This is a genomic window from Geobacter metallireducens GS-15 (assembly GCF_000012925.1).
GTDB lineage: Bacteria > Desulfobacterota > Desulfuromonadia > Geobacterales > Geobacteraceae > Geobacter > Geobacter metallireducens.
Genome location: NC_007517.1, coordinates 75,098 through 100,144 on the forward strand (window position 1 = coordinate 75,098; position 25,047 = coordinate 100,144).

Genomic DNA, 25,047 nt, shown 5'->3' on the forward strand with positions numbered 1-25,047 from the left:
GCAAAAGACCAGACAAAAGTCGCGCCACAACGGTAGGAGTTCCTAGTCGGCAAGACTGCTGAGGGCCGCGGCTATGAACGGGATATCGTCATCCTGGAGGGTGCGGACATCGAGGAGGAACCGTCCCCTGTGGATGCGGCCGGTGACCGGAACCTCCATTCCCCGGAGGCGGATTTCCATCTCCTGGGGAGAGATGCCGTCGGCCTCCATGGCCATGAGGGTCGTTGGCAGTTCGAGGAGGGGATAGGCTCCTCCCCCCACCTGGGAGATGCCGCTGGTGAGGGTGAGTCGGATGTCCGGCGGGGATGCCCGGCGGATGCGTCGCGCAAAGCTCCTGGCACGGGTCGCCAGCTCCGCGGCCGACGCGGTAAGCATCCGGAGGGTCGGGATCTCGGCCAGGGCCAGCCGTTCGTCCCGGTAGAGGCGGAGCGTTCCTTCCAGTGCAGCCAGGGTCAGCTTGTCGATCCGCAGCGCCCGCAGGAGGGGATGCTGCGTGAGGGGAGCGATGAATTCCCTGCGGCCGACGATGATCCCTGCCTGGGGGCCGCCGAGGAGCTTGTCGCCGCTGAAGGTGATGACGTCGACTCCCGCCTTGACGAATTCCTGAACCGTCGGCTCGCCCCGGATGCCGAAGGGAGAGAGGTCCAGGAGGCATCCACTCCCGATGTCGGCCATGACCGGCACGGAATGCTCTTTGCCGATGGCGACAAGCTCGGTGGCGGACACTTCGGCAGTAAAGCCGACCACGGCAAAATTGCTGGAATGGACCTTGAGGAGAAGCGCCGTCTGCTCCGAGACCGCCTGGTGGTAGTCGCGGGGATGGGTCCGGTTGGTGGTCCCCACCTCCCGGAGAATAGCGCCTCCCTGCCCCATGACATCGGGAATGCGGAAGGACCCCCCAATCTCCACCAGTTCCCCCCGGGAAACGACGACTTCCTTCCCGGCCGCCAGGGCCGACAGGGCAAGGAGCACGGCGGCAGCGTTATTGTTCACCACCAGGGCCGCCTCGGCACCGGTCAGGTCGCAGAGAAGCCGTTCCACGTGGCTGTAACGGCTTCCCCGCTCTCCCTTTTCCAGGTCGAATTCGAGGTTGGAGTAGCCGAAGGCGATCTCGTCCAGGAGCGGTTTCACCCGCTTCGACAGGGGGGAGCGCCCCAGGTTCGTATGGATCACGACGCCGGTCCCGTTGACCACACGCCGCAGACTGAAGGCGGTCGAGCGGGCAACTTCCCGCTCGATTCTCGACGCTACCGCACCTTCGAGCAGTTCCTCTTCCTTGAGAAAGCCGCTGCGGGCAGCGGTGCGGAGGGAGTCAAGAACGGACCTGACAGCGTTGAGGACGGTCGGGCGGGGATGAATGCCGAGAAGGACCTTGGTCCCATCCCATTCGAGAATTTTGTCAACTTTGGGGATACGCGCAAAGAGCGTCACGGGGGCGTCCTCTGTCTGGGGAGGTGGAGGTTGTGGAACGAGAAACCTCACTACCAGATCGATGCCGGCCTGTCAAGGCCGCCCCGTGACAGGGAAAAGGAAGTGTTAGAGGTCGAGATGGAGGGCGGCTGCGCGCTCCGCCGGCTTGAGGGGAGGCGCTCCGTCGTTCTGCATGAGGACCTTGCCGCCGTACTCGGCGTTTTTCCGGACGAGAACTTCGGCCTTGTCCGGGTCCCGCTTGAGGAAAGCCTCGATGATTTTATCGTGCTCCTGCACCGATATCTTCATCCGTCCGGGTAGGCTCAGGGACGCGTAGCGCAGGCGCTGGAACTTGCGAACGAGGTTTGTAATCAGTTCGTAGAGCTTTTCGTTGTCGGCTGCCTTGAGGAAAAGATCGTGAAAGTCATTATGGATTCGAAAGAAGTGCTTGATGTCACCGTCGTCGGCCATGTGCCGAAGCCGGTCATTGATGTTGCGGAGTCGCTCGATATCCTTCGAGGAGAGTTTTTCGCAGGCCCGGCGGGCCGCATACCCTTCGAGGATGCTCTTGATGGCGTAAAATTCCTCCACATCCCGGGGGGAGAAGGCCGTTACCACAGCACCCTTGCGGGGGATGACGGTCAGGTACCCTTCCGACTCCAGCTGGCGGAACGCCTCGCGGATCGGGGTGCGGCTGATGCCGAAACGCTCGGCGAGGTCGGGCTCGGCAACCTTTTCCCCCGGCCTGAGCGCGCCGGTCATGATGGCGTCGCGGATGGTTTCGAGTATCTTTTCCCTGAGGGTCAGGTGCTTTTCCAGCGTTTTTTTCATTGAATCACTCCGGTAGGGGGTGCTTGCTTATTGTATACAGTATACAAGAATTGTCAAGCAGGAGTTAACATGGCCTAAAAAAAAGAAAAAAGAGCGGTTCGTGGCCCGGTTACGCTCTTGCCAAGGAGGCTGGTCCGATAGTATCTTGAGTGCGAAAGAGAGGCCATGGACCCCGTACGCCATTTTAAAATTTCCATAGCTGTTCTGCTGCTCCTCGTCTCTGTCGGGACGGCCGGCTACATGGCCATTGAGGGGTGGCAGTTCCTCGACGCTCTCTACATGACGGTCATCACCCTCGGCACCGTGGGTTTCAAGGAGGTCCACGACCTAAGCAATGCGGGGAAGATATTCACCATCGGGTTGATAATTTTCGGGGTGAGCGTTCTCGGCTACATCGTCGGCAGTCTCGCCCAGATCATGTTCGAGGGGCAGATACAGCGGATCATCGGGAGGAAGAAGGTGGAGCGAAAGATAGAGGCCCTGCATGACCACTACATCATCTGCGGCTTTGGCCGGATCGGCGCCCTCATCTGCCGGGAATTCGCGGCCAAGCCGATGCCGTTTCTGGTCATCGAGAAGCATCCGGAGGTGCACGAGAAACTGCACCATGAGGAGTACCTCCACATCCGGGGCGACGCCACCGAGGACGAGACGCTGCTGCGGGCCGGGATCAAGCGGGCCAAGGGGCTGATCTCGGTGGTCACCTCCGATACGGAGAACGTCTACATAACCCTCACGGCCCGGGGGCTCAACCCCGACCTCTTTATTCTGGCCCGCTCCGGCGAGGAGGGGTCCGAACTCAAGCTCAAGCGGGCCGGCGCCAACAAGGTGGTTTCGCCGTACGTCATCGGCGGGAGCCGGATGGCCCAGGCGATCCTTCGCCCCAACGTGGTGGATTTCATCGAGATCGCCACGGGCCGGGAGCACCTGGATCTTCAGATGGAGGAGATTCAAATTCCCGAGAAATCAGCCTTTATTGGCGAGAACCTGGTAACTTCCGGATTCCGCAAGGAGACCGGCGTCATCATTGTGGGGATAAAAAAGGCCTCGGGCAAGATGGTTTTCAACCCGAATCCCCACACCAAGATAGAAGCCCTCGACACCCTTATCGTCCTCGGCGAACCGGTGGCTATTACAAAGCTGGAGCAACTGGTCGCCTGCGAATCGTGCGCCGATACGATCATCAAAAAACACCGAAAAGAGCACCCCGATCATGTCTAATTGCGTCTATGCCCACGTCCCCTATTCGATGCTGGCGGCAAACCTGCCAGCCATTATCTCCCGGCGTATCAACCCGGAGATATTTTTTTCCGGCGATACCCTCGATACCCTCGTCCCCGAGGAAGTGGGCGCAATCGCCGGGCAGCTGGCCGAGGCGGGGCTCCGCTGTACCTTCCACGGGGCCTTTATCGACCTGAATCCCGGGTCGGTGGAGCGCCTCATCCGCGAGGCGACCATGCACCGCTTCGGGCAGGTGCTGGATGCGGCGCAAATCCTCAAACCCGACGTCATCGTCTTCCATCCGGGATACGACAAGTGGCGCTATGGTGAGAGCCAGGACAAGTGGCTTGCCCACAGCATTGTCGCGTGGCGGCAGGTGCTTGAGCGGACCGACTCCCTCGGCACCACCATCGCAGTGGAGAACATCTTCGAGGAGGAGCCGTCGACCCTGAAGGCGCTTTTTGAGGCAATCGACCACCCCCGTCTGCGGCACTGCTTCGACGTGGGGCACTGGAACCTGTTCCACACCGTGGGGATGGAGGAGTGGTTCGCCGAACTGGGCTCTTTCGTGGCCGAGGCCCATATCCACGACAATTTCGGCAAACGGGATGACCACCTACCCCTTGGGGAGGCAGCCATCGACTTTGACCTCTTTTTCTCCCTCATGGAGCGTTACGCCCCCGGCGCCGCGTGGACCATCGAGGCCCATTGCCGCGACGCCCTCGACCGGGCGCTGGTCGCCATCGAGAAATACCGCACGTGACCATGGCCCGCGCAAGCGGGCTTTTTCATGGATTTCTGTGGAGGGCTACAGATAGGGGGAGAAGAGCTTGGCCACCCCGTCCCGCAGCTTTTCCGGCAGGGGGCGGTTGTCCATTTGCTCGAGGGTTACCTCGCGGGACCGGGCCAGCACGCCGGCTACATGCTTGGTCAGGGTTCCGGCGAATTCCCGGTCATAGACCTCCAGGTTCAGCTCGAAGTTGAGGCGGAGGCTGCGGGGATCGAGATTGGCGGAGCCGATGAGGCTCCAGAGGCCGTCCACAATGAAGAGCTTGGTGTGGACGAAGGGGGGAGGTTGGTAGAAGACCCGGATCCCCTGCTGGAGGAGCTCCCAGAGGTAGGCCCGGGAGGCCCAGTGGACAAAGGGAAGGTTGTTCTTCTCGGGGAGGACGAGAGTCACTTCCACGCCACGCAGGGCAGTGGTGACAAGGGCTGCCACCAGTGCCCGGTCGGGAATGAAATAGGGGGTCATGATCTGCACCTGCCGGGTGGCGCAGGAGAGTGCCCCCATGAGGATCAGGAAGAGCTTGCGGAACTCCTTGTCGGGGCCGTCGCCGATGGCCCGGGATATGGCGTGCCCCGCCGCGGGGAGGGGGGGGAAGTGGTGCCGGTTGTCCAGGAGCTCTCCGGAAACGAAGTACCAGTCTTCCAGGAAGATCTGTTGAAGCTCGCCCACCACCGGCCCTGCGACGGCAAAGTGCAGATCCTTCACCACCGTCGGGAGCGGCCGCTCCACCATGTGGCGGTCACCGATGTTCATCCCTCCCGTGAACGCCCGTTCCCCGTCTATAATCAGCATTTTCCTGTGGTTGCGCAGATTCATGTAAAACCCCTGCCTCAACGGCAGGAAGCGGGCGACCCGGATGCCGGTCCTCTCCATGAGCGTTCGGGCACGGGGGAAGGAATACTTTTCGCCGAGGCCGTCGATGATGACCCGCACGTCGACCCCCCGCCTCGCGGCGTCGGCCAGGGCATCGATGAAGCGGCGACCCGCGGCGTCCGAGTCGAAGATGTAGGTGGAGAGGTGGATCGACCGGCGGGCGCCGGCGATGGCTTCGAGCATGGCAGGATAGGCACCTTCGCCGTTTACCAGGGGGGTGAACCGATTTCCCGTCACGAGGGGAGTGCTCACCACCCGGTCGGCCAGACGGCGGAGCTCGCTCAGGTACTCGGCGCCGGGGGGGAGGGCCGTGGCGGTGTTCTGTTCGAGGGTCGATTTGAAGAACTCGGGGTCGGCCAGGCGACGGCCACTTTCGAGCCATGTACGGGCGCGGCGGAAGATCCGGTTGACCCCCATCCCCCAGTAAAAAAAGGGGCCGAGCAGGGGGATGGTGAGGCAGGTGACGATCCACCCCAGGGAGGAACGGGGATCGCGCTTCATGATCAAGGCGTGCCCTGCCGAAAAGAGCGAGAGGGCAATGAGGGCCGCTGTTCCCAGTGCTAAGGCCAGTTCGTCGATCACATCACCTCTCCATAACAAGATGCACAAAAACCGCGGCGGGTCGGCCGGCACACGTCAAGGTTAGCTCACCGTCCGGTCAAGTCAAGCAGCAGGCCGAAGCCGTTTCTTGAGGTTTCGGGCGGGAATTACTATACTCAGAACCAATACAACGATAAAGGAATTATCCGTGACGAGAAGCAATCCGCGCCGAACGGCGCTCGACATCCTTCTGCGGGTCGAACGGGACCGCGCCTTTGCCGAGCAGCTCCTGGACCGGGAGCTTTCCCTGGGGACCCTTACGGGGCCCGACCGGGGGCTTCTGACTGAGCTGGTCTACGGGGTGCTCCGCCGCCAGGGAACCCTCGACTTTCTGGTGGACGCCTTTGCCGCCAGCCGCAGCGGCAAGCTGGAGCGGGCGATCCTGGTCATCCTTCGGCTCGGGCTCTATCAGCTCTTCTTCCTGGACCGGATCCCCACTTCGGCCGCCGTGAACGAATCGGTGAACCTGGCCAAGGCCGTGGCGCCCCGGGCCGCGGGGTTCGTGAACGCGGTGCTGCGCCGGGCCGACCGGGAGCGGGACTCCCTCCCCTGGCCCGATCGCGGGGCTGACCCCGCTGCCTACATCGCGGTGCGTCACTCCCATCCCCGCTGGCTCGTGGAGCAGTGGATCGAGCAGCTCGGCATCCCGGAAGCGGAGGAGCTTGCGGTCGCCATGGCCGAGCAGGCCCCCCTTACCATCCGGGTCAATACGCTGAAGACCACCCGAGAGGCCTTCATGGAGGAGCTTGCCGCCGCCGGGATCACGGCTGAGCCCACCGTCTGGGCGCCCCACGGGGTTCGCATCCTCTCCCGTACGGCAGTCACCACCCTTCCCGGCTTTGCCGAGGGGCTCTTTACGGTGCAGGACGAGTCGTCGCAGCTGGCGGCGTTTTTTCTCGATCCCCAACCCGGCGAGCGGATTCTCGACGTCTGTGCCGCCCCCGGGGGCAAGGCCACGTACCTGGCCCAGCTCATGGAAAACCGGGGAGAGGTCCTGGCCTGCGACATCTCGGCCAAGAAGCTCCGGCTCGTGGCCGAGGCTGCGGCCCGGCTCGGCATCGGCATCATCCGCACCATGGCCGGCGACGCAACGAAGCCCGGTGCCGGTGAGCCCCCCTTCGACCGGATCCTCCTCGATGCCCCCTGTTCGGGATTCGGCGTCATCCGCCGCAATCCCGAGGGGAAGTGGTGGAAGACCCCCGACGATCTGGCCCGTCTCGCCGCCACCCAGCGGAACATCCTCGCTGCCGTCGCCCCGAGGCTCCGGCCCGGCGGGGTCCTCCTCTACTCCACCTGCTCGACCATGGTGGCCGAGGACGAAGACGTCGTGGATGATTTCCTTTCCCGGCACGAAGATTTTGTGTTAGAAGATTTGAATGCCATTTCCCCCGATTTTCCCGGACAATTTACCGGTCGGGGGCATTTCCGGAGCTGGCCCCACCGGCACGGCATGGACGGTTTTTTCGCCGCCCGGATCAGAAAGCTCTAGCACGTGGAGGATGCAATGAAGAAGATAGCGCCATCAATTCTGTCCGCCGATTTTTCCCGGCTCGGCGACGAGGTCAGGGCCGTGGCAGCCGCCGGGGCCGACTATATCCACGTGGACGTCATGGACGGGCACTTCGTGCCCAACATCACCATCGGTCCCCCGGTGGTGGAGGCGGTCCGGAAGGTGACCGAACTTCCCCTCGACGTGCACCTCATGATCGAAAACCCCGACCGCTACATTCCCGATTTCGCCAAGGCCGGCTCCGACATCATCGTCGTTCATGCCGAGGCATCGGTTCACCTCCACCGGACCATCCAGCTCATCAAGTCCCTGGGAAAAAAGGCAGGGGTATCCCTTAACCCGGCCACCCCCCTGTCGGTCCTGGAGTATGTCCTTGACGAACTGGACCTGGTCCTCCTCATGACCGTCAACCCCGGCTTTGGGGGACAGTCATTCATCGAGGCCTGCCTGCCGAAGATCCAGGCCCTGCGGGCCATGCTCGACCGGCGGGGATGCAATGCCGAACTGGAAGTGGACGGCGGCGTGAAGATCGACAACATCGACCGGATCGCCCATGCGGGAGCCAATGTCTTCGTGGCCGGAAGCGCCGTTTTCGGAAGCAAAGATTACAAGGAAACAATAAAAGAACTAAAGCGCCGGGCAAAAGAGCCGATACTGTAACTACGTGTCGTGCACGTTATTCGACAAGCGTTTAGAAATGACAGAGTTGGTTGTCAAGCAGAGTGAACTCCCGGAGCGGATCAGGACCGCCCTGGCAAACCGGAAGCGGGTACCCATGGCGCCGGGGCCGGTTCCGGCCGCCATCCTCGTTCCCCTCTTCCTGGAGGGGGGTGAGTACCATATCCTCTTTACCAAGAGGGCGGAGCACCTGAACCATCACCGGGGAGAGATTTCCTTCCCCGGCGGGGTACGCCACCCCGACGACGGGGGCCCCCGCGAGACGGCCCTGCGGGAGACCTGGGAAGAAGTTGGCATCAGACCGGGGGATGTGGACGTGCTGGGGGAACTGGATGATTATTTCTCCATCCACAACTACCTGGTGACGCCGGTGGTGGGGATCTTCCCTCCCCGCTACCCGCTGGAAGTGAACCCGGACGAAATCGAGCGGATCATCACGGTGCCGCTGACGCATCTCCTCAGGCCGGAAATCTTTCGGGTCGAGGATTGGAACTGGAAGGGACGTACCCATCCGGTCTGTTTTTTCACGTACGAAGGGGACGAGATCTGGGGGCTGACCGCTGCCATCCTCAAGCAGTTCCTGGATCTGACGTTCCAGCGGTAACGTGTGGAGCAGGAGAAATCGCGTAGCCAGGTGCTACGGGAGCATAGGGCTGAAATGAAGAAGACAGTCTTGGTTATCGACGACTCGGACACCCTGCGGGAGGAGATCCTCCGGTCACTCCGGGGAGTATCCCTTTTCGACACCTACCTGGAGGCCGGTGACGGGCTTGACGGGTTCAAGGTTCTCCTCAACAACCGGGTGGACCTGGTCCTCTGCGACCTGGAAATGCCGCGGATGGACGGCTTCCGTTTTCTTACCATGATGCGGGCCCGGGAGGAGTTTCAGGACCTGCCGGTCATCATCCTGACGGGGCGTGAGGACCGGGACACGAAGATTCGTGGCCTTGAGCAGGGGGCTTCCGACTTCGTGACCAAACCGTTCGACACCGGGGAACTGGTGGCCCGGGTGCGGGTCCAACTCAAGATGAAGGGACTTCAGGACGAGTTGAAGCGCTCCAACGAGATGCTGCGTACCCTCTCCATCACCGATCCCCTGACCCACCTCCACAACCGCCGCCACCTCATGGAGATGGTGGATAAGGAGTTCCAGCGCTCCTCCCGCAAGGGGGCGCCCCTCTCCCTCGTCATCCTCGACATCGACTACTTCAAGAAAATCAACGATACCTACGGGCACCAGGAGGGGGACCGGGTCCTCACCATCCTGGCCGACATCGTCCGAAGGCGGCTTCGGAGCTACGACCTCGCGGCCCGCTACGGCGGGGAAGAGTTCGTGCTGCTGCTGCCGGAAACTCCCGTCCAAGAGGCCCTCTCCATAGCTGAGCGGTTGCGGCTGGAGGTTCAGGAACATGTCTTCGAGGGAAGCCTCGGGGGGCTGGTGATAACCATCAGTCTTGGCGTGGCCACGTACCCGTCGTCCCGGGTGGAGAGCATCGACTCGCTCTTCAGGCAGGCCGACGAGGCACTCTACCGTGCCAAACAGGGGGGACGCAACCGCGTTGAGCTCATGGCAGGGGCAAGCATTGAAAAAGGGGTGCCTTAAGGCGCTCAGGTGCTCGTTTCTGACTGACGGAATTATGATGCCGGCCGTTCCGTAACGTGGCTTCGACAGAAGAGGTGGAGGCCACAGCCGGGGCAGAGGGGGCGCTTGCGGCAGTGGCGCTTGCCGTGCTCCACGATGAGGGCGTGGTACTCGTTGAAGAGCCGGACGTCGGGCGGCAGGTTGGCCATGAAGAGATCTCGCACCTCATCGTAGCCGGCCGACCCGTTCAGAATCCCCAGGGCCGCGAAGAGACGCTTCGTGTAGGCATCCACCACGAAGGTCGGTTTCCCCCCCGCGTAGAGAAGGATCGAATCAGCGGTCTCCGGGCCGATCCCCCGCACCCCCAGCAGTTCCTCCCGCAACGCGTGCCAATCCCCTGCGAACATCCGCTCCAGGCTTCCCCCGTGCCGTTCCCAGAGATACCCCGCGAAATCCTTGAGCCGGAGGCTCTTCACATTGAAGTACCCGGCCGGCCGGATGGCCTCCGCCAGGGAGGCGGCCGGCACGTCGCGGAGGGCTTCGGGGGAGAGGAGGCTCTCACGCTTCAGGTTTGAGATGGCTTTTTCCACGTTTCCCCAGTTGGTGTTCTGGGTCAGGATTGCGCCGACGCAGACCTCGAAGGGGGTGTCGGCGGGCCACCAGTGGCGGGGTCCGTAGGCGGCATGGAGGATGTCGAAGATCTCCTGCAGGACCGCGTCGAGCATCAGGCCGTCCCGCCGGGGGAGTCTCCCCCCATAATCCGCTCGTAGATCCGCCGCACCGCCTCGGTGGTCTCCTCGTACTCCCGCATGAGAAGATCTCCCGGGTGCCGCAGCTTCGGGTCGTAGCCGAGGCGGCGGGCCAGCTTGTCCAGGTACTCCCGGGGACCCCCCAGGTCGTTGATGGAGTAGTCGTGGATGAGGCGGAGCCGGTTCTCCAGCCGGCGAAGGAACTTGTATCCCGCTTGGAGCGTCGCGAATTCCTCCTCGGTCAGCACCCCGCAGAGCCGCATCGCCTTCAGGGCCAGGAGCGTGTTGGTGCTCCGGACCTCGGGGAGATTCACCCCGTGGCAAAGCTGGAGGTACTGGACCATGAACTCGATGTCCACGATTCCCCCCCGGCCGGTCTTGATGTTGTAGCTCCCCTCTTTCTCCTTGGCCAGCTCCACCTCCATGCGGGTCCGCAGCCGGTGGATCTCTCCGCGTACCGTCTCGTCGGCGCCGGAGCCGTAGACCGTTCCCCGCATGACCTCCTCGATCTGGCGCCGCAGGCGCTCGTCGCCAAAGACCACCCGCGCCTTGGTGAGGGCCTGGCGTTCCCAGACCTGGGCCTCCTCCCGGTGGTAGGTCCGGAACGACTCCAGGGAGGTGACGAGGGGGCCGGCGTTCCCCGAGGGGCGGAGCCGGGTGTCGATTTTGTAGACATACCCCTCGCGGGTGGGGGTGGTGAGGATGGAGATGATCTTCTGCCCCAGTTTGGCGAAATACTCCCGGTTCGTTATCTGCTTCTCGCCGTCGGTTTCTCCCTGCTCATCGTAGATGTAGATGATGTCCAGGTCCGAGTGGTAGTTGAGCTCGTTCCCCCCCATTTTCCCCATGGCCACCACGGCGAAGTGGGCCTGGCGCAGATCGCCGTCGGCGTCCCGGTACATGGGCCTGCCAAAGCGGGCCAGCTCTTTTTTGCCCATGCGGCAGGCGGCGGAGAGGCAGACCTCGGCGAGCCCCGTCAGCTGGTAGGTGAGTTCCGACTGCCCCAGCTTGCCGTAGATGTCGGTAAGTCCAATCCGGAGGAATTCTTCGTTGCGGTACCGCCGCAGGATGTCGAGGCGCTCCTCGTAGTCCACTGCCGCGGCGAGCATCCCTTCCAGTTCTCCTTCCATGGCCTCCCGATCCTTGATGAAGGAGGCGTAGGAACGGGAGACGAGGCTGTCCAGCAGTTCCGGGTGGCCGATGAAGATCTTGGACAGGAGCTCCGAGGTGGCGAAGAAGGAGACCAGGAGCTTCAGTATCTCCCGGTTCTCGGCCAGGAGGGCGTAGAAGGAGGAGCGGGAGCCCACGGCGCAGAGGAACCGCTCCAGGTTGGTGAGGGCCATGTCCGGATCGGGGGAGGCAAAGATCTCCTGGAGGAGGAGCGGTGATATCTGCTCCAGAAGCCGCCGGGACCGCTCGGTGAGATGGGCCCGGGGAGGGCCGTCCCGCAACAGCAGCAGGTTCTCGTAGGCGGCATCCACGTTCTCGAAGCGCCGCTCCGCCAGCATGTCCTTGATGAAGTCTGGGTCGGCGCCCCGGTCGAAGAAGTAATACGTCTCCGGCCGCACTTCCTCCTTCAGCTTCTCATCCCGGGAGAGGAAGAGTCCGCCGTAGATGGACGAGACCCGCTCCCGATGCCCCTCCAGGACCTCTCTGAACTTAGTCAGGCCGTCCTGCCGCAGGTAGCCGCAGCGCCGGGCCAGGGCCAGCATCTCGTCGTCCTTCTTGGGAAGGGAGTGGGTTTGGCGCTCCTGGACCACCTGGATCCGGTGCTCCACGGTGCGGAGGAACCGGTAGGCCTCGGCCAGGGCCGCAGCATCCTCCTCGGCGATGATGCGGCCGTCCTTCAGGGTCTCCAGGGCTTTGAGGGAGTTCCGTTCCCGCAGGGCCGGGTTTTTGCCGGCGTAGACGAGCTGGAGCGCCTGGATGAAAAACTCGATCTCCCTGATGCCGCCGCGCCCCAGCTTGATGTTCAGCTCCCCCTCCTGCTGCCGGGCCAGGGAGGCGTCGATCTTTTTCTTCATGGCCATCATGTCCTCGATCAGGTTGTAATCGAGGTACTTGCGGTAGATGAAGGGCTCGATGGCGGCCAGGATTCGTTTTCCCAGTTCGATGGAGCCGGCCACGGGGCGGGCCTTGAGCATGGCGGCCCGCTCCCATGACTGGCCCCAGTACTCATAGTAGGTGACCGCCGAGTGGAACGAGCAGGCCATGTCGCCGCTCTTCCCCTCGGGGCGAAGCCCCATGTCGACCCGGAAGACGAAGCCGTCGGCCGTCACCTGGGAGAGCGCCTTGCTGACCATCTCCCCCAGCTTCACGAAGAAGGCGTGGAGGGTGGTCGTGCCCGTTGCCCCTCCCCGGCCGTCGGGAATGCCTGCCGTCTCCCCCTGGTCCGAGGAGTAGAAGTAGATGAGATCGATGTCCGAGGAGAAGTTCAGTTCCCGGCCGCCGAACTTCCCCATACCCAGGATGGTGAACTCCGCCTCCCGGAGGCCGTCGGGGGTCTCCATGAGGGGGAGGCCGTGCTCGGCCACGAGCTTTTTCCGGGCCACGTCGTGGGCCACCTGGAGGGCGGCCGCGGCCAGGGACGACAGCTCCCCCGTTACCTCCTCCAGGGGGGCGACGCCGGTCAGGTCCCGGGCCGCGATCCGGAGGATCTCCATGAACTTGAAACGGCGCAGGAGCGGGAAGAGGGCGGCGTAGTCGGTATCCTTCGGCACCTGGGCGCGGAGCTCCGCCAGCATCTCCGTCTCGCTCCGGCGGATTGCCAGTGCTTTGCGGATAAAGAGATAGTGGAAGTAGGAGGGGTCGCGGCAGAGGATGTTGACCAGGAAGGGGGAGGAGCCGCAGATGGTGAGGAGCTGGGAGAGCCCGTCCCGCCGGGAGCAGACGTCGAGGAGCTCGTCCCGGTCCGCCACGCCGCTCACCCGCTCCAGCCCGTTCAGGGCCATGTCCGCCTGGGGCGCGGCCAGGGAGGCGGCGGCGATGCCGCGGACGAGGCTGTCGGGGAAGACATGCTGAAGGAGGCGGAGGTTCGTGGCCGACCGGGCCGCGTAGGTGAACCCCAGCTCCTCCAGGAGCGCCATGAGGAGCTGGTCGTTGTCGATGTCGGGGGAGGTGCCGATGGCCTCCTCCAGGCGGCGGGCCAGGGAATCGGTAGGGGTCATGGTTTCACGAGGGCCTTGAGCTTCGCCGTGTAATCGCCGGTAATCACCCCCTTCTCGGTGATGATGCCGGCGATGTAGCGGGCCGGCGTCACGTCGAAGGCGGGATTGCGGACCGCGATCCCCTCCGGCGCCACGGGAAGCCCCTGGAGGTGGGTCACCTCCCGGGCGTGGCGCTCCTCGATGGGGATCTGGTCGCCGTTTTCGAGCGACAGGTCGAGGGTGGAGGTGGGGGCCGCCACGTAGAAGGGGATGTTGTTTTCCTTGGCCAGAACCGCCACGCTGTAGGTGCCGATCTTGTTGGCCGTGTCGCCGTTGGCCGCGATCCGGTCGGCTCCCACCACGCAGCAGGTGATCTCGCCCCGCTTCATGAAGAAGCCGGCCATGTTGTCGGAAATGAGGGTCACGGGGATGCCGTCCTTCATGAGCTCCCACGCCGTGAGCCGCGCCCCCTGGAGCCAGGGGCGGGTCTCGTCGGCGAAGACCTGGATGTTCTTCCCCGCCTCGTGGGCCGCCCGGATGACCCCCAGGGCCGTACCGTAGCCGGCCGTGGCAAGGCCGCCGGCGTTGCAGTGGGTGAGTACCGTGGCCCCCTCGGGGATCAGGCCGGCGCCGTGGCGGCCGATGGCCTTGCAGAGCGCCAGATCCTCCTCCTCGATGCGGATCGCCTCGGCCTTGAGGACTTCGCGCACCTCGTCCAGGGAACCGCCGCAGTTATCGGCGGCCACCCGTTTCATACGCTCGATGGCCCAGAAGAGGTTCACGGCCGTGGGGCGGGTGCGGGCCAGGACGTCGCAGACGTTATCCAGCTGCCGCAGGAACGACTCGTGGGTATCCGCGATGATCTCCCTGGCCCCCAGGGCCACACCCATGGCCGCCGCCACCCCGATGGCCGGCGCCCCCCGGATGATCATCCCCCGGATCGCCTCGGCCACACTCTTGTAGTCGCCGTACTCGCAGTAGACCTCTTCGCCCGGAAGCCGGGTCTGGTCGATCATTATTACCTTGTCGTCGCGCCATTCGATAGTTCTAAAGGACATAAATAACCCTCACAATCTGCCACAGAGACACGGAGACACAGAGAACAGCAAGTTGAATCTCACCCCTTGAGCTTCTTCAGTAACAGCTCGTTCACCACCGCCGGGTTCGCCTTCCCCTTGGAGGCCCGCATCACCTGCCCCACGAAGAAGCCGAAGACCTTCTCCTTGCCGCCGCGGAACTCCTCCACCTGCCCCATGTTGGCGGCCATGATCTCGTCGATGATCTTCTCGATGGCGCCGGTGTCGGAGACCTGGACGAGCCCCTTCTCCTCCACGATGGCCTCGGGGGCCTTGTCGTTCGTCCACATCTCGTCGAAGACGGTCTTGGCGATTTTGCCCGAGATGGTCCCCTTCTCGATGAGCTGGAGCAGGGCCGTGAGGCGCTCCGGCGTCACCGGGCAGTCGGCGATTCCCGTGCCCGCCTCGTTGAGGGAGCGAGTCACCTCACCCATCACCCAGTTGGCGGCCCCCTTGGCCGGGGCGCCGGCGGCGAGGCACGCTTCGAAGTACTCGGCCATTTCCCGCGTCGCGGTCAGGACCTCGGCGTCGTAGTCGGAAAGCCCCAAGTCGGAGCGGTAGCGATTGCGCCGGGCCTCGGGGAGTTCGGGGAGCGACAGGGCCACGTCGGCCACCCAGTCGTTGGAGATGACGAGCGGCACGAGATCGGGATCGGGGAAGTAGCGGTAGTCGTGGGCCTCCTCCTTGCCGCGCATGGAGCGGGTTTCGCCGCTGTCCGGGTTGAAGAGGCGGGTCTCCTGGACCACCTTCCCCCCCTCCTCGATGAGCTCGATCTGCCGCTCGATCTCGTACTCGATGGCCTGTTTCACGAAGCGGAAGGAGTTGACGTTCTTGGTCTCGGTGCGGGTCCCGAAAGTCGTGGAGCCCACCGGCATCACCGACACGTTGGCGTCGCAGCGGAAGCTCCCCTCCTCCATGTTCCCGTCGCAGATGCCGAGGTAGACCACGATCTGATGGAGCTTCTTCAGGTAGGCCACCGCTTCGTCGGCGCTGCGGATGTCCGGCTCCGACACGATTTCCAGGAGCGGCGTGCAGGCCCGGTTCAGGTCCACCCCGGAGCCGCTTCCCAGGCCGGGGATGTCGCTGTGGACCAGCTTGCCGGCGTCCTCCTCCATGTGGATGCGGGTGATGCCGATCCGCTTAGTCTCACCCTCCACCTCGATGTCCAGGTGGCCGTTCTGGCAGATGGGGAGTTCGAACTGGCTGATCTGGTACCCCTTGGGGAGGTCCGGGTAGAAGTAGTTCTTCCGGGCGAAGACGCTGCGCGGCGCGATCCGGCAGTTGGTGGCGAGACCGGCCTTGATGGCGAACTCCACCACCTTCCGGTTCAGGACCGGCAGGGCGCCGGGCATCCCGAGGCAGACCGGGCAGGTCTGGGAGTTGGGGCTGGCACCGAACTGGGTGGAGCAGCCGCAGAAGATCTTGGTGTCGGTTTTCAGCTGGACGTGGACTTCAAGGCCGATGACGGCTTGGTAGTTCATTCGGTTTCTCCTGGTTCAGGGAGTTCGGATAGTAGCTTTTTCTGTTTTTTCTCCAACTTCTTTATGCTGTCGGCAACCGGCAATAGGTCTGGCCAAGGGCGACGATTTCTTTGCTGGGGTCGGCATTTTGAACGATCAAATAACAGGCGTAGCGGGATAGAAATACCGATTTTACCTGGCGTTTCGCGCCACTGCCGAGATCGACCATTTCGGTGACGTCAACGAAATGGTCATCTATCCGCTGGCCGCTGTTGAAGCAGGCGGTACGTGCCTTGGTGACTACCTGCTCGAAGTTGCGATAGTCAGCATAATCCAGAATCTGGGCAAAATCGCGGCTTGACCAGAATTCACTGCCCGCGTCATTGGTGCGTTTGATCTGCTCGAAGGGAGAGACGTGTTTACCGGCAATGTCTTTCGATAATCGTTTGCTCATTTCAGAGCCCTCACCATTCCCGCCTTTTGTGATCGCCCCTATATCCCGGCCTTTTGCGTATGCCACGCCGTGGCCTGCTCGAAGGCGTGGGCGGCGCGCAGTATGGTTTCCTCCCCGAAGGGGCGGCCGATGAGCTGGAGGCCGATGGGGAGTCCGGCGCCGCTCATCCCGGCGGGGACGGAGACGGCGCAGGTGCCGGCCAGGTTCACGGGGATGGTGAAGATGTCCGACAGGTACATCCGGAGCGGATCGCTCGTCTTCTCGCCGATTTTGAAGGCCGGGGTCGGGGCCACGGGGGTGAGGATGGCGTCCACGGCCTCGAAGGCCTTGAGGAAGTCCTGCATGATGAGGGTGCGGACTTTCTGGGCCTTCAGGTAGTAGGCGTCGTAGTAGCCGGAGGAGAGGGCATAGGTGCCGATCATGATCCGCCGCTTCACCTCGTCTCCGAACCCTTCGGAGCGGGTCTTGCGGAACATGTCGATAAGGTTTGCGGCCCCTTCCGTCCGGTGACCGAAGCGGACCCCCTCGTAGCGGGCCAGGTTGGAGCTGGCCTCGGCGGTGGCGATCAGGTAATAGGTGGCCACGGCGTAGTCGGTGTGGGGGAGGGAGATATCCACAAACTCGGCGCCGAGGCCCCGGTAGGTCTCGATGGCCTCGTCCAGGGCCTTCTTCACGTCCGGGTCGAGCCCCTCGATGTAGTACTCCTTGGGAAGCCCCAGCTTCAGCCCCTTCACGTCGCCGGTGAGCCCCTTTGCGTAGTCGGGGACCGGCACCTCGACGCTGGTGGAATCCATGGGGTCATGGCCGGCCACGGCCTGGAGCATGAGGGCGCAGTCGGTCACGTCCCGGGTCACGGGCCCCACCTGGTCCAGGGAGGAGGCGTAGGCGATGACCCCGTAGCGGGAGACCCGGCCGTAGGTGGGGCGAAGCCCCACGCAGCCGCAGTGGGAGGCGGGCTGGCGGATGGAGCCGCCGGTGTCGGTGCCGAGCGTCGCCGTGGCGGTGCGGGCTGCGATGGCCGCCGCCGATCCGCTGGAGGAGCCGCCGGGGATGCACTCCAGGTTCCAGGGGTTTCTGGTGGGGCCGAAGGCGCTCGACTCGCCGGAGGAGCCCATGGCGAACTCGTCCTGGTTTAGTTTCCCCACGATGACCGCGCCGGCCTCCTTCAGCTTCGCCACCGCTGTCCCGTCGTAGGGGGGGACAAAGTTGTCGAGGATCTTCGAGGCGCAGGTGGTGCGGATCCCCTTGGTGACGAAGATGTCTTTGAGGGCGACGGGGATGCCGGTCAGCGGGGCCATGTCGCCGGCGGCAATGCGCCGGTCAGCCGCTTCTGCCGCGGCCAGGGCCTCCTCGGGGGTGACCGTGATGTAGGCGTTCACCTTCGGGTCCACCGCCTCGATGCGGGCGAGCATCGCTCTCGTCGCCTCCACGGAGGAGAGCTCCTTCCGCTTCAGCCGGTCGTGCAGTTCGTGTATGGTCAGATCAAAGAGTTCCATGGGGTCTCCGATGCGTGCGATTTTACTTTTCCGTCTCCCTCCCCAGGGAGTTGTTCGTTATGGTGGCGCTCGTCTCCACCGACCCGTGGAAGCTCGACGTGAAGCAGCCGGCCAGGGGAAGCGCAGCAGCAAGGACAAGGAGCCCAAGGAGCAGTCGGTGGGAGCAGGGATTCACTCGATCACCTTCGGCACCCGGAAGAATCCTTCCACCCGGTCCGGGGCGTTGGCCAGGGCGTTCTCCACGCCGATGGAGGGGCGGACCGCGTCGTCCCGGAAGGCGTTTTCCACCGGCACCGCGTGGGAAGTGGGGATGATGCCGCTCGTGTCCAGCTCGTTCAGCTTTTCCACGTAGGCGAGGATGGCGTCCATCTGGCCGGTGAAGGTCTCCGTCTCCTCCGGGGTCAGCTCAAGGCGTGCCAGGAGGGCAACGGCGTCGACTTCGGCTTTGGTTATCTTCATGGGGGATCTCCGTGGGGTGAACCTGGTGAAATGAACGGTATTTTGTAGCACGAACAGGGGAAAATGACAAGGCGACGCGGCCATGAATGCCGCGGCTCATCGTTCAAACGGCCGGGATGCGTTCGCTTCTCTCTTGTGGCTGTGGGCTGGTCGGGAAATTCAGAGCGCGGAAGGGGTGACCCCGCCACCGCCGGGGGCCGGGGGGAGATTGCGGAGGATGACGTTGTACAGCTCCCCTGCCCGGACCGGCTTGGAGATGAAATCGTTCATCCCCGCCTCGTGGCAGACTTTCTCGTACCCCTTGAGGGCGTGGGCGGTCATGGCGATGACTGGCGTGGTCTGGTCGATGCCCCTCTCTGAGCCGCTCCGTATCACGCGGGTCGCCTCCAGGCCGTCCAGCACCGGCATCTGGATATCCATCAGCACCACGTCGAATCGCTCCCCCTTCATGGCGCTCACGACATCGCCGCCGTTCTCCACCGCAACAACCTGGCACCCCATCATCTCCAGGAGGAGCCGGGAAACCTTGAGATTCATGGGATTATCCTCGGCGAGAAGGATCTTCACCTCCCGGCCAAACCGGGGTATCCCTGCCTGCCTGATTTCCCGGTTCTGGAGAGCGCAGGTCCCCAACCGGGCCGTGAACCGGAAGGTGCTCCCAACTCCGACGGCGCTCTTTACGGAGATATCCCCTCCCATCATCGACACCAGGGCGCGGCAAATGGCGAGCCCCAGCCCCGACCCCCCGTATTTCCTGGTGGTGGAGCCGTCGGCCTGGGTGAACGACTCGAATATGAGGGAGAGCTTGTCGGCGGGGATGCCGATGCCGGTGTCCGAAACCGTGAAGAGCAGCATCACGCCGTCGTCCGTGCCGGAAGAGGGGGCGCGCTCCACCTTCAGGCCCACTTCTCCCTTGGCGGTGAACTTGACGGCATTGCTGAGGAGGTTGATCAGCACCTGCCGCAGGCGGGTTGGATCGCCGATGAATGCCTCCGGGAGGTCCCGTGCCACGTCGAGGATCAGCTCCAGCCCCTTGCCGTGGGCCTGGGGGGCTACCACGTCCAGGGCTCCCTCCACGGTGTTCCGGAGGTCGAAGGGGACCTTCTCCAGCAAGAGGCGCCCGGCCTCGATCCTCGAGAAATCCAGGATATCGTTCAGCAGCCCCAGCAGGCTCTCGGCCGATGAACCGATGATCTCCAGGTTTTCGCGCTGGGAGGGTGAAAGGGGCGTTTCCAGGGTCAGTTCGGTCATGCCGATGATGGCGTTCATGGGGGTCCGGATCTCGTGGCTCATGTTGGCCAGGAACTCCCCCTTCATCCTGCTGGCGGACTCCGCTTCGTCTCGGGAACGCTTCAGGTCGTTGACCATCCGCTCGATGGTATGGAGCACCTGGTGTGTCTCGTCATGGCTTTTGTCCTCCACCACCGACGTGTCGTGCCCCATGGCGGCGGCCGCACAGAAGAGCGCCTGCCGGAGGGGGCGGTTGATGCGGTAGGCGGCATAGGCGGAAAAGACCACGGAGAGAAGCAGCGTCACCAGTGCCCCCGTTATGACTCGCGCCTCCAGCATGGAAATTTCGTCCTGCACGTCGTCCAGGTATACGCCGCTCCCCAGAACCCACTGCCACGGCTCAAAGAGGGAAACATAGGACACTTTGCGGCTCGGCTCTTGTTCGCCCGGGCGGGGCCAGAGGTAGTCGACTTCTCCCTTCCCCTCCCGGCGCACAAGGTTGTTCATGGTCAGGAAGAGGGGCTTCCCCCGGGCGTCGGCCAAGCGGGTGAGATAGTGCCCCTCCAATTCGGGTTGCAGGGGGTGCATCACCATCCTGTTCTCCAGGTCATGGACCCAGACGTAGCCGTTGACATTGTAGCGCAATGCACGAAGGGTATTCACGGCCAGTCTGCGGGCCTCTGGCTCGGAGAGCTCCCCCCGGAGTTGGAGGGAATGGTAGTGGGCGGCTATGGAGCGTGCCGCGTCCACGATATGGCTCGCGTTATCCGTCCGCTCGTGGATCAGCTTCGATTCCAGAAGCGGCAGGAAGAACCCCAGCAGCCCCGCTATGATGACGAACACCGCCACCGTCGACATGAGGAATATTTTCGTGAAGAGTCGCCAGTTGCGTATCCGCCAGGTTTCGAGATTCATGGCCCGCAGCAGTCCTTCTGCCGAACGATGGAAGGCATCAAAGGTGGGAGTCGTGCCGGGTTCCGGCACCGCGCATCATTACTCTCTTTTCGGCAAAAAAACGGCATCCTTGAGAATTTTCTCACTTCACATCACGTCACATTCCCGGAATCTTCAGAGGATGGGGGTCAGCGGCAGCGACTTCCAGAGGCGCAGCCTGTTCCGCTTGGCCGCCGAGGCGCGGCGGTCCGGGTTGTCCGTGGCCGGATTCCAGCTGTTCTCCGGGCGCATGTCCCGCTCGATCCGCTCCTCCACCTGGCGGGCCAGGGCGGGGTTGCGGACCATCACCCCCACCTCGGTGTTCAGGTTGGCGGAACGGGGGTCCAGGTTGAAGGTGCCGACGAACAGAGTCACGCCGTCGATCACCATGGTCTTTGCATGGAGGGCGAAGGTGGGGGGCTTCTCCTTCAGCTTCGGGTAGCGGTCGATCAGCTCCTGCCGCACGGCCGGGTCCGGGCGGAATTCCCGGATGGTGATCCCCGCCTTCAGGAGCCGGTTGCGCTGCTTCCGGTAGCCGCTGAAGGCCTGGAGGTTGTCGGTGGCGGCCAGGGAGTTGGTGACGATCCGCACCTCCACCCCGCGCCGGATCAGCTTCCGGAACAGCTCCACGCCCCCCTCGGGCATGACCAGGTAGGGGGACTGGATGGTGACCCGCCGCTTGGCCCGGCTCACCGCGTCCACCAGGGCCGCCGTGCTCCGGCCGCCGCCCCCCAGTCCCTCCCGGCCGCTGTTCTTTCCCGGCAGGTCCGAGATGAAGCGGGCCTCGTCCCAGACCATCTCCCGCAGCAGCCCGTCGAACCTGCGGGGGAGGTTCTGGAGCGCCTGGCGGACCTCCGGGGCGAAGTTTTCCGGCTTCCCGGCATAGGCGTGGAGGCCGGCATAGACCTGGCCGGTCCGCTCCGGCGTCATCTTCTTCATGGGCTTTTTCAGCAGCTTCTCCACCGGCACAGCCAGGGGGCTCTCCCAGAAACGGGCGAAGCTCGCCTCCGCCTCGGCCACAGTCGGGCCGAGCATCAGCATGTCCCGGTCCCGGAAGGTGTACTCCTGGTCGAAATCGTAGTACTCGTCGGCCATGTTGCGGCCGCCGGTGATCCCCACCATGCCGTCGAAGAGGGCGGTCTTGTCGTGCATCCGCTGGTTCACGGAACGGAAGCCGGTCACAACGTTGGCGAACCGCTTCACCTTCGAGGTTCCCACCGTCATCTTCGGGTTGTAGATCCGGATGTCGATGTTGGGGTGACGGGCCAGGGCCAGGAGCGATTCCGGCGGCGCGTCGATGAGGAGGTCATCCACCAGCACCCGCACCCGTATCCCCCGCTCCGCCGCCCGCAGCAACGCCTCCGAGGCCAGGATGCCGATGTTGTCGCTGCTCCAGATGAAATACTGGACGTCGATGCTCTTCGTGGCGTGGTCCGCGAGCCACGCCCGGGCCAGGAGCGACTCTTCCCCCTTTTCCAAGACATAGAGGCCGGTCTTGCCGGGGTGGGCAGACAGCAGGGGCTGGATGCTCCGGGCCAGGGGAAGCGTTACCGGGGTGGTTTCGGCGGCTGACAGGCGTGCGCCGGGAACGGCGGTGAGTATGAGAAGGAGTGACAGGGTGATAAGGAGCAGAGGTCGGATCATTACAAAGAGCCTCGTTTCAATTGTCGGGAAGAGCGCGCAAAAAGGGCAGTCCCGCAGCAGTTTCGGCAGTTTTGGGGACAGTTTATTTCTCTGTCGAATAACCTGTCCCCAGACAGAGAATGTCATAGTTTCTTCTACCTGCGCTGCAATGCGATGTATCTCGCTACATCATCCCATTTGACAGAGAAATCAATCAATTCTCGTTTGACTTCGAATTTAGTCTGCGCTGATGGAGTGGTACGGGCGAATTCCATAAGCCCACGTCGAGGGGCAATTGCTCCAGCCAGCAAATTTTCTGTGGTCTGCGCCAAATCTGATGGGCTCATACCAAGTAAAGTCGCCGGACTCGAAGAAGGATAAAGTAGGTTTGATAAATTGTGCGTTGCCGGTTGAAACTCGGGTACCTTGGGTACTTGGGTCTCTTTGTAATTTGGTTTTAACAGCAGTTTCTCTCTTCCCAGCAGCTTTTCTCTGAATTCCTTCGATACTCTGCTCTGTCCAGGGGAAACCCTTGATTCCATTTTGCACGCCCTATGTAACGCCGGGCCTATGGCTGTCACAAACGTATCTCCTCGTGGCCCTATTTTGGCCAATATCAATTTCCCATGGTGCAGAATTGTTTTAGTCAAAAAATGATATTTACTGAAGGTTGCATCGAGAGATTTCATCTGTAGAGCTGCTATTCGGCAGTAATATGCGGCATAAAGAACAGAGAGTGCGTTCACTTTGTCTGCTCTGAAATAGGCAATGATGCTATCTCCGACATATTCGACCTGATCATCGTCAGCGCCAAATTCGCGGGATATTTCATCAACCGAGGAAAGAAAAGTATGAGCTAGCTTGAGATATGTCTTATGAGTCCGCGTCCAGGTGAATAACGTCGAATCAACGAGGTCAATTTTGAGCATGTAGAACTCACGCTCGGTCCCCTCACCGCGTTTCAAGGCAGATGGAACTTTGTCTACAATTCCGCCGGCAGCCTCGTTATAATGTTTATTTATAATCTCATCGATTGTCTTAGCCATTGTCAGATACCCTGGGTTGCTGGTTATTTACTACAGTAATACAGAAACAACATCCGACCCCAAAAACCACAGACGAGCCATGCCATTACAAGAATATATGCCCATTTCAATCTAACTTCTTTCATGTCTCTAATGTATGCCAGCTTCATTTGCTCAAACACCAATTCTTGTTTGATGGCATCAATGGTGTCTGGAAGTTTTTTGACATAGTCCTCCAAGCGTACCTTCGAGGAAATATCCCTATTGATAAATGCATCACGTAATCCAAGATCGTACAACCCATCATTGTAGAAAGTCCCGATGGGGCAGTCCGTGAAAGTAACGTGGGATTTTGGATTGTGAATTGCCATTACGGACCGCATTGCAGCAACGAAGGCAGCAAACCATGTACAAAGGAACAACATAATTAGCGCCCAAAGTTGCCACTGGCCAGGCCCACAATATACAGTCTGATGTAGTTTCGAAAAATGCCTCGTCCGCAGAATCTGTGGGTAGTTGGCTGAAAAAATAAGGGCATTGCCCCTCCGTGAAGGATAAGATTGTTTTTGCGAGAAACGATCAAGTCCGACACGGGAGAAGCAATGCTTATCAAGACTGTACTGAACAAGTTCGAGCGTTTCAAGTCCTTCATTTACGGAGATTGCCGACTGGCGAAAGTCGGCGGCTCAGAAGCACTGGTCATTGACATCAAGGCTCGTCGCAACAGCAAGCCCGAATGCCCGGAATGTGGCAAGCGAGGCAAGACATACGACACGCAACCGGCCCGACTGTTCGAGTATGTGCCGATCTGGGCGTTCAAGGTCTTCTTTCGCTACGCTCCCCGTCGGGTTCTGTGCCCAATCCATGGGGTAAAGGTTGAATCCCTCCCCTGGGGGTATGGCAAAGAGCAAATGACGATCTCGTACCAGGTCTATCTTGCCCGGTGGGCTCGGCGACTCTCCTGGAAGGAAGTTGCCGAAATCTTTAAGACCAGTTGGGACAGCATCTTTCGGGCGGTGCAGTATGCTGTCGATTACGGCCTGGCAAACAGAAACCTTGATGGCGTTACGGAAATCGGTGTTGATGAAATTGCCGTCTTCAAGGGCCATCAGTATCTTACGATGGTCTATCAGCTCAATGCCGGCGTCAGGCGTCTTCTCTGGTGTGGTCCGCAACGTCGGATAAGAACGCTACTGCGCTTCTTTCGGGAATTCGGCAAAGAACGCAGCGCCAAGCTCAAGTATGTCTGCAGCGACATGTGGGCACCGTATCTCAAGGTTATCGCCAAGCGGGCACCCAATGCCGTGAACATCCTCGACCGCTTCCACATCATGCGGAAGTTTAACGAAGCGATTGACGAGGTTCGGCGCACCGAAGCCAAGGAGTTCAAGGCCGCCAAGCAGGAGAACGTCCTGGAAAAGGGCCGTTGGTTGCTGCTGAAACGGCCGGAAAATCTGTCCGAGAAGCAGACGTCACGATTGGGAGATTTGCTCAAGCTCAACCTCTCATCAATCAAGGCATATCTGCTGCGCGAGGACTTTCAGCAGTTCTGGGACTACCAGCGGTCTGACTTTGCTGGCAAGTTCCTCGACGACTGGGTCATCAGGACAATGCAAACTGACCTGGAACCGATGAAGAAGGTTGCCAGGATGTTACGCAACCACAAACCGATGATTCTCAACTGGTTCAAGGCAAAAGGCCGACTTTCCAGCGGCGCGGTAGAGGGTCTGAACCTCAAAGCAAAACTGACTATCAGAAAAGCGTACGGTTTCCGAACCATCAAGTGCCTGCAAGTGGCGCTATATCACACACTTGGCGACTTGCCAGAACCCCTGTGTCACCACAGATTCTGCTAAAGAGCCCGAAAAATTGAGATATATCTTTCCTGAATTAGTAAGTGCCAA

At 62.0% G+C, this 25,047-nt stretch carries 21 protein-coding genes; 7 read left to right on the forward strand and 14 right to left on the reverse strand.

Translation table 11 applies throughout. The features are described 5' to 3' along the window. Nucleotides 1-42 precede the first annotated feature (42 nt). Nucleotides 43-1,431 carry an L-seryl-tRNA(Sec) selenium transferase gene (selA, locus tag GMET_RS00305; protein ID WP_004514185.1) on the reverse strand — a complete coding sequence of 463 codons (1,389 nt, stop codon included), beginning with the start codon at nucleotides 1,429-1,431 and terminating at the stop codon, nucleotides 43-45. Nucleotides 1,432-1,536: 105 nt separating this feature from the next. Continuing rightward, nucleotides 1,537-2,241 (reverse strand): GntR family transcriptional regulator, encoded by a 705-nt coding sequence (locus GMET_RS00310; protein WP_004514186.1) that lies wholly within the window; start codon nucleotides 2,239-2,241, stop codon nucleotides 1,537-1,539. 165 nt (nucleotides 2,242-2,406) lie between these two features. Between GMET_RS00310 and GMET_RS00315 the strand changes: the two genes are divergently transcribed. Continuing rightward, entirely contained in the window at nucleotides 2,407-3,462 is a 1,056-nt protein-coding gene (locus GMET_RS00315; protein WP_004514187.1) for a potassium channel family protein, read from the forward strand. Then, a complete protein-coding gene (locus GMET_RS00320; protein WP_004514188.1) occupies nucleotides 3,455-4,225 on the forward strand; it encodes a sugar phosphate isomerase/epimerase family protein in 771 nt (256 codons plus the stop codon). The genes GMET_RS00315 and GMET_RS00320 overlap by 8 nt, the downstream gene beginning before the upstream one ends. Before the next feature lie 45 nt (nucleotides 4,226-4,270). On the opposite strand, the gene cls is transcribed toward GMET_RS00320, so the two are convergent. After that, on the reverse strand, nucleotides 4,271-5,704 hold the full coding sequence (cls, locus tag GMET_RS00325) for a cardiolipin synthase (RefSeq protein ID WP_004514189.1): 1,434 nt from the start codon (nucleotides 5,702-5,704) through the stop codon (nucleotides 4,271-4,273). A 166-nt stretch (nucleotides 5,705-5,870) separates the two neighbouring features. Here cls and rsmB point away from each other — a divergent pair, with 166 nt between their 5' ends. Genes rsmB through GMET_RS00345 form a run of 4 tightly spaced genes read left to right on the forward strand, consistent with a single transcriptional unit; the run spans nucleotide 5,871 to nucleotide 9,513 of the window. Then, nucleotides 5,871-7,211: a 16S rRNA (cytosine(967)-C(5))-methyltransferase RsmB gene (gene rsmB, locus GMET_RS00330; RefSeq protein ID WP_004514190.1), complete on the forward strand. Its 1,341-nt coding sequence runs from the start codon at nucleotides 5,871-5,873 to the stop codon at nucleotides 7,209-7,211. Nucleotides 7,212-7,226: 15 nt separating this feature from the next. Then, on the forward strand, nucleotides 7,227-7,892 hold the full coding sequence (rpe, locus tag GMET_RS00335; RefSeq protein WP_004514191.1) for a ribulose-phosphate 3-epimerase: 666 nt from the start codon (nucleotides 7,227-7,229) through the stop codon (nucleotides 7,890-7,892). Nucleotides 7,893-7,929: 37 nt separating this feature from the next. After that, complete coding sequence (locus GMET_RS00340) at nucleotides 7,930-8,514, forward strand: NUDIX hydrolase (protein WP_004514192.1); 585 nt, start codon at nucleotides 7,930-7,932, stop codon at nucleotides 8,512-8,514. 54 nt (nucleotides 8,515-8,568) lie between these two features. After that, complete coding sequence (locus tag GMET_RS00345; protein ID WP_004514193.1) at nucleotides 8,569-9,513, forward strand: diguanylate cyclase; 945 nt, start codon at nucleotides 8,569-8,571, stop codon at nucleotides 9,511-9,513. Between the two features lie 32 nt (nucleotides 9,514-9,545). Here the strand turns inward: GMET_RS00345 and GMET_RS00350 are convergent, their stop codons facing one another. From GMET_RS00350 to GMET_RS00395, 11 genes are all read right to left on the reverse strand, one after another. Further along, nucleotides 9,546-10,217: an endonuclease III domain-containing protein gene (locus tag GMET_RS00350; protein WP_004514194.1), complete on the reverse strand. Its 672-nt coding sequence runs from the start codon at nucleotides 10,215-10,217 to the stop codon at nucleotides 9,546-9,548. Continuing rightward, a complete protein-coding gene (gene glnE, locus GMET_RS00355) occupies nucleotides 10,217-13,408 on the reverse strand; it encodes a bifunctional [glutamate--ammonia ligase]-adenylyl-L-tyrosine phosphorylase/[glutamate--ammonia-ligase] adenylyltransferase (RefSeq protein ID WP_004514195.1) in 3,192 nt (1,063 codons plus the stop codon). Before glnE ends, GMET_RS00350 begins: the two co-directional genes overlap by 1 nt. After that, nucleotides 13,405-14,445: an S-methyl-5-thioribose-1-phosphate isomerase gene (mtnA, locus tag GMET_RS00360; RefSeq protein ID WP_004514196.1), complete on the reverse strand. Its 1,041-nt coding sequence runs from the start codon at nucleotides 14,443-14,445 to the stop codon at nucleotides 13,405-13,407. Before mtnA ends, glnE begins: the two co-directional genes overlap by 4 nt. A gap of 59 nt (nucleotides 14,446-14,504) precedes the next feature. After that, nucleotides 14,505-15,944: an Asp-tRNA(Asn)/Glu-tRNA(Gln) amidotransferase subunit GatB gene (gene gatB / locus GMET_RS00365; RefSeq protein ID WP_004514197.1), complete on the reverse strand. Its 1,440-nt coding sequence runs from the start codon at nucleotides 15,942-15,944 to the stop codon at nucleotides 14,505-14,507. Nucleotides 15,945-16,005: 61 nt separating this feature from the next. Then, the gene (locus tag GMET_RS00370; RefSeq protein ID WP_238378957.1) at nucleotides 16,006-16,443 is read right to left on the reverse strand and encodes a BRO family protein; all 438 of its coding nucleotides are present in this window, start codon (nucleotides 16,441-16,443) and stop codon (nucleotides 16,006-16,008) included. Next, nucleotides 16,416-17,873 (reverse strand): Asp-tRNA(Asn)/Glu-tRNA(Gln) amidotransferase subunit GatA, encoded by a 1,458-nt coding sequence (gene gatA, locus GMET_RS00375; RefSeq protein ID WP_004514199.1) that lies wholly within the window; start codon nucleotides 17,871-17,873, stop codon nucleotides 16,416-16,418. The genes GMET_RS00370 and gatA overlap by 28 nt, the downstream gene beginning before the upstream one ends. 22 nt (nucleotides 17,874-17,895) lie before the next feature. Beyond that, nucleotides 17,896-18,048 (reverse strand): hypothetical protein, encoded by a 153-nt coding sequence (locus tag GMET_RS18685; protein ID WP_187148459.1) that lies wholly within the window; start codon nucleotides 18,046-18,048, stop codon nucleotides 17,896-17,898. After that, on the reverse strand, nucleotides 18,045-18,332 hold the full coding sequence (gatC, locus tag GMET_RS00380) for an Asp-tRNA(Asn)/Glu-tRNA(Gln) amidotransferase subunit GatC (RefSeq protein WP_004514200.1): 288 nt from the start codon (nucleotides 18,330-18,332) through the stop codon (nucleotides 18,045-18,047). The genes GMET_RS18685 and gatC overlap by 4 nt, the downstream gene beginning before the upstream one ends. A 159-nt stretch (nucleotides 18,333-18,491) precedes the next feature. Then, the gene (locus GMET_RS00385; protein ID WP_238378958.1) at nucleotides 18,492-20,546 is read right to left on the reverse strand and encodes a hybrid sensor histidine kinase/response regulator; all 2,055 of its coding nucleotides are present in this window, start codon (nucleotides 20,544-20,546) and stop codon (nucleotides 18,492-18,494) included. Between the two features lie 84 nt (nucleotides 20,547-20,630). Further along, on the reverse strand, nucleotides 20,631-22,139 hold the full coding sequence (locus GMET_RS00390; RefSeq protein WP_004514202.1) for a phospholipase D-like domain-containing protein: 1,509 nt from the start codon (nucleotides 22,137-22,139) through the stop codon (nucleotides 20,631-20,633). A 134-nt stretch (nucleotides 22,140-22,273) separates the two neighbouring features. Next, nucleotides 22,274-23,164 carry an adenylate/guanylate cyclase domain-containing protein gene (locus tag GMET_RS00395; RefSeq protein ID WP_004514203.1) on the reverse strand — a complete coding sequence of 297 codons (891 nt, stop codon included), beginning with the start codon at nucleotides 23,162-23,164 and terminating at the stop codon, nucleotides 22,274-22,276. Nucleotides 23,165-23,745: 581 nt separating this feature from the next. On the opposite strand from GMET_RS00395, the gene GMET_RS00405 reads away from it, so the two are divergent. Next, the gene (locus tag GMET_RS00405) at nucleotides 23,746-24,999 is read left to right on the forward strand and encodes an ISL3-like element ISGme6 family transposase (RefSeq protein WP_004514804.1); all 1,254 of its coding nucleotides are present in this window, start codon (nucleotides 23,746-23,748) and stop codon (nucleotides 24,997-24,999) included. Nucleotides 25,000-25,047 lie beyond the last annotated feature (48 nt).

Bases quoted from the DNA above. Each gene is read 5' to 3' on its own strand.
- GMET_RS00390 (WP_004514202.1), bottom strand. From the start codon at position 22,139: ATGATCCGACCTCTGCTCCTTATCACCCTGTCACTCCTTCTCATACTC.
- GMET_RS00405 (WP_004514804.1), top strand. From the start codon at position 23,746: ATGCTTATCAAGACTGTACTGAACAAGTTCGAGCGTTTCAAGTCCTTC.
- GMET_RS00395 (WP_004514203.1), bottom strand. From the start codon at position 23,164: ATGGCTAAGACAATCGATGAGATTATAAATAAACATTATAACGAGGCT.
- GMET_RS00345 (WP_004514193.1), top strand. From the start codon at position 8,569: ATGAAGAAGACAGTCTTGGTTATCGACGACTCGGACACCCTGCGGGAG.
- glnE (WP_004514195.1), bottom strand. From the start codon at position 13,408: ATGACCCCTACCGATTCCCTGGCCCGCCGCCTGGAGGAGGCCATCGGC.
- mtnA (WP_004514196.1), bottom strand. From the start codon at position 14,445: ATGTCCTTTAGAACTATCGAATGGCGCGACGACAAGGTAATAATGATC.
- gatA (WP_004514199.1), bottom strand. From the start codon at position 17,873: ATGGAACTCTTTGATCTGACCATACACGAACTGCACGACCGGCTGAAG.
- GMET_RS00315 (WP_004514187.1), top strand. From the start codon at position 2,407: ATGGACCCCGTACGCCATTTTAAAATTTCCATAGCTGTTCTGCTGCTC.
- rpe (WP_004514191.1), top strand. From the start codon at position 7,227: ATGAAGAAGATAGCGCCATCAATTCTGTCCGCCGATTTTTCCCGGCTC.
- GMET_RS00320 (WP_004514188.1), top strand. From the start codon at position 3,455: ATGTCTAATTGCGTCTATGCCCACGTCCCCTATTCGATGCTGGCGGCA.
- GMET_RS00350 (WP_004514194.1), bottom strand. From the start codon at position 10,217: ATGCTCGACGCGGTCCTGCAGGAGATCTTCGACATCCTCCATGCCGCC.
- gatC (WP_004514200.1), bottom strand. From the start codon at position 18,332: ATGAAGATAACCAAAGCCGAAGTCGACGCCGTTGCCCTCCTGGCACGC.
- gatB (WP_004514197.1), bottom strand. From the start codon at position 15,944: ATGAACTACCAAGCCGTCATCGGCCTTGAAGTCCACGTCCAGCTGAAA.
- GMET_RS00340 (WP_004514192.1), top strand. From the start codon at position 7,930: ATGACAGAGTTGGTTGTCAAGCAGAGTGAACTCCCGGAGCGGATCAGG.
- GMET_RS00310 (WP_004514186.1), bottom strand. From the start codon at position 2,241: ATGAAAAAAACGCTGGAAAAGCACCTGACCCTCAGGGAAAAGATACTC.